The 3,333-nt window shown below is 72.3% G+C and carries 3 protein-coding genes and 1 pseudogene; all 4 read left to right on the plus strand.

Going from position 1 to position 3,333, the window contains the following annotated elements; all coding sequences use genetic code 11:
• Positions 1 to 36 precede the first annotated feature (36 nt).
• Positions 37 to 540 (plus strand): cytochrome c maturation protein CcmE, encoded by a 504-nt coding sequence (gene ccmE, locus ABZT49_RS31720; RefSeq protein ID WP_407943610.1) that lies wholly within the window; start codon positions 37 to 39, stop codon positions 538 to 540.
• 152 nt (positions 541 to 692) lie between these two features.
• The gene (locus ABZT49_RS31725) at positions 693 to 2,690 is read left to right on the plus strand and encodes a heme lyase CcmF/NrfE family subunit (protein WP_355292273.1); all 1,998 of its coding nucleotides are present in this window, start codon (positions 693 to 695) and stop codon (positions 2,688 to 2,690) included.
• A gap of 97 nt (positions 2,691 to 2,787) precedes the next feature.
• Positions 2,788 to 3,093, plus strand: a pseudogene (locus tag ABZT49_RS31730) (cytochrome c-type biogenesis protein); the annotation flags it as partial.
• Positions 3,027 to 3,333 (plus strand): P1 family peptidase (locus ABZT49_RS34335; RefSeq protein ID WP_407943611.1); only part of this gene is annotated, 307 nt, incomplete at its 3' end. The pseudogene ABZT49_RS31730 and the gene ABZT49_RS34335, both read left to right, overlap by 67 nt.

The raw sequence follows: 3,333 nt of genomic DNA on the forward strand, positions 1-3,333 counted from the left end.
CACCCCTCCCCCGCCGCCCCGCCTGAGCCCTGCCCCATGACGCGCCGGCGCCGCCGTTCCGTCCTCATCCTCGTCTGCGGCGCCGTGCTGGCGGCGGCCCTCGGGCTCGTCCTCTCGGCGATGCGCGACACCATCGTGTTCTTCCGCTCACCCACCGAGGTGGCGAGCAAGACGGTGGCGCCCGGCACCCGCTTCCGCCTCGGCGGGCTGGTCGAGGCCGGCTCGCTCAAGCGCGAGGCCGACGGCAAGGTGGCGTTCGCCGTCACCGATACCGGCTCGACCGTGCAGGTGCGCTACCGCGGCCTGCTGCCCGACCTCTTCCGCGAGGGCCAGGGCGTGGTGACCGAGGGCGTGCTGGAGCCCGACGGGATCTTCCGCGCCGACACGGTGCTCGCCAAGCATGACGAGACCTACATGCCCCGCGAGGTCGCCGACGCCCTCAAGGCGCAGGGGCGCTGGCAGGAAGGCGGGGCCAAGGAAGGCGCGACCAAGCCGGGTCAAGCGCAGGCCGAGCCCGTCCCCCGCACCGCCGTCCAATAGTCCCGCCCCGTGCGGCGGAAGGTCTTGGCGGCGCCCGGCACGAAGCGGACTAAGGTGACGTCCGCGATCCGCCGCGGCAGGACGCCGGGCGGGAGAGCCGTCGACCGATCTCCCGTCCCGATGGACTTCACGCTCACCGAAAGGTCGCCCTGGTGCTGATCGAGGTTGGTCACTACGCCCTCGCCCTGGCGCTCGCCCTGTCCCTGACGCAGATGGTGATGCCGGTCTGGGCGAGCCGCGCCGCCGACCCCGTCCTGCGCAGCGTCGCGGTGCCGGCGGCGCTCGCCACCTTCGCGTGCATCGCCTTCGCGTTCGGAGCGCTGACCTACGCCCACGTCACCTCGGACTTCTCGGTCCAGAACGTCGTCGAGAACTCGCACTCGATGAAGCCGCTGATCTACAAGATCTCCGGCGTCTGGGGGAACCACGAGGGCTCGATGCTGCTCTGGGTGCTGATCCTGGCGCTGTTCGGCGCCGTGGTGGCGCTCGCCCGCAATTCCGTGCCGCCGACCCTGCGGGCCAACACGCTCGGCGTGCAGGCCGCGATCACCGCGGTGTTCCTGCTCTTCATCCTCGTCACCTCGAACCCGTTCGCCCGGCTCAACCCGGCCCCGGTCGAGGGGCGCGACCTCAACCCGCTGCTCCAGGATCCCGGCCTCGCGATCCATCCGCCGCTGCTCTATCTCGGCTATGTCGGCTTCTCGATCACCTTCGCCTTCGCCATCGCGGCCCTGATCGAGGGCCGGATCGATGCCGCCTGGGCCCGCGCCGTGCGGCCCTGGACGCTGGCCGCCTGGTGCTTCCTCACCGTCGGCATCGCCATGGGGTCGTACTGGGCCTATTACGAGCTCGGCTGGGGCGGCTGGTGGTTCTGGGACCCGGTCGAGAACGCCTCGCTGATGCCGTGGCTCGCCGGCACGGCGCTCGTCCACTCCACCGTCGTGATGGAGAAGCGCGACGCGCTCAAGGTCTGGACGGTGCTGCTCGCCATCCTGACCTTCTCGCTGTCGCTGCTCGGCACATTCTTGGTGCGCTCCGGCGTGCTCACCTCGGTCCACACCTTCGCCACCGACCCGACCCGCGGCACCTTCATCCTCGGCATCCTGGTCTTGTTCATCGGCGGCTCGCTGGCGCTCTACGCCTGGCGCGCGCCCACCCTGCGCCAGGGCGGCCTGTTCGCGCCGATCTCGCGCGAGGGCGCGCTGGTGATGAACAACCTCTTCCTGTCGGCGGCCTGCGCCACGGTGCTGGTCGGCACGCTCTATCCGCTCGTGCTCGAGTCGCTCACGGGCGAAAAGATCTCGGTCGGGCCGCCCTTCTTCAACCTGACCTTCCTGCCGCTCGCGGTGCCGCTGCTCCTCGTGGTGCCGTTCGGCCAGACGCTGGCCTGGAAGCGCGGCGACCTCGCGGCGGCGAGCCAGCGGCTGTTCGTCGGCTTCGCGCTGGCGCTCGCCGTGGCGCTTCTGGCCATCGCGGTCACCTGGGGCGGACCGGTGGGGGCGCCGCTCGGCATCGGGCTCGGTGCCTACCTGATCCTGGGCGCCGCCCTCGAGATCGTCACCCGGGCCAAGGGCAAGACGCTCGGCCTGTCGCTGCGCCGCGCCGCCGGCCTGCCGCGCTCGGCCTGGGGCACGGCGCTGGCGCATGCCGGCGTCGGCGTCACGGTGATCGGCATCGCCGCCCAGGCCTGGAGCGTCGAATCCCTCGCCACCGTGAAGCGCGGCGGCGAGTTGCATGCCGGCCCCTACGTCGCGGCCCTGGAGGGCGTCCTGCCCCGCACCGGGCCGAACTACACCGAGACCGTGGCCCACCTGACCATCCGCGAGGGCGGGGTTCCGGTCGGGGTGATCGAGCCGGGCAAGCGCTTCTACGCCTCGCGCAACATGTCGGTGAGCGAGGCGGGCCTGCTCACCCTCGGGGTGAGCCAGGTCTATGCCAGCGTCGGTGAGACCGGGACCGACGGCAGCGTCGGCATCCGCCTGTACTACAAGCCCCTGGTGCTGCTGATCTGGCTCGGCGCCGTGGTGATGGCGCTCGGCGGCGGTCTCTCCCTCACCGACCGGCGCTTCCGCGTCGGCGCCCCGGCCCTGCGGCCGGCGATCCGCGACGCGGCCGGCCCGGTGCCGCCCCACTCGGTCCCCGCAGAGTAGGATGATCGTGGTCCCGATGCGTGCCCTCCGTTCAGCCCTCCTCGCCCTGGCGCTCCTCATGCCGGTCGCCGCCGGCGCCGTGCAGCCCGAGGAGGTGATGAAGGACCCGACCCTGGAGAAGCGGGCCCGGGCGATCTCGTCCGGCCTGCGCTGCCTCGTCTGCCAGAACCAGTCGATCGACGATTCCGACGCGCCGCTCGCCCGCGACCTGCGGCTGATCGTGCGCGAGCGCCTGCGCCAGGGCGACGACGACGATTCGGTGCTGCGCTACGTGGTCCAGCGCTACGGCGAGTTCGTGCTGCTGCGCCCCGTCGTCGCCTGGCACACCGCGTTCCTCTGGCTGACCCCGGTCCTGGTGGTCGGCCTCGGCGGCCTCGCCCTCTTCGCGACCTCCCGCCGGCGGAAGGCGTCCCAGCCCAAGGCCCTCTCGGCCGCCGAGGAAGCGGCGGTCGCCGACCTGATGCGCCGGGCCGAATCCCGATGAGCGGGGGTCTCACCGACATCGCCGGCATCCGCGTCGGCCATGCCGAGGATGCCCGCGCCCTCTCCGGCACCACCGCGATCGTCTTCGATGCGCCGACGGTCGCGGCGGTCGACATCCGCGGCGGCGGGCCGGGCACGCGGGAGACCGACCTGCTCGATC

Origin of the sequence: Methylobacterium sp. EM32 (assembly GCF_040593685.1) — a bacterium.
GTDB lineage: Bacteria > Pseudomonadota > Alphaproteobacteria > Rhizobiales > Beijerinckiaceae > Methylobacterium.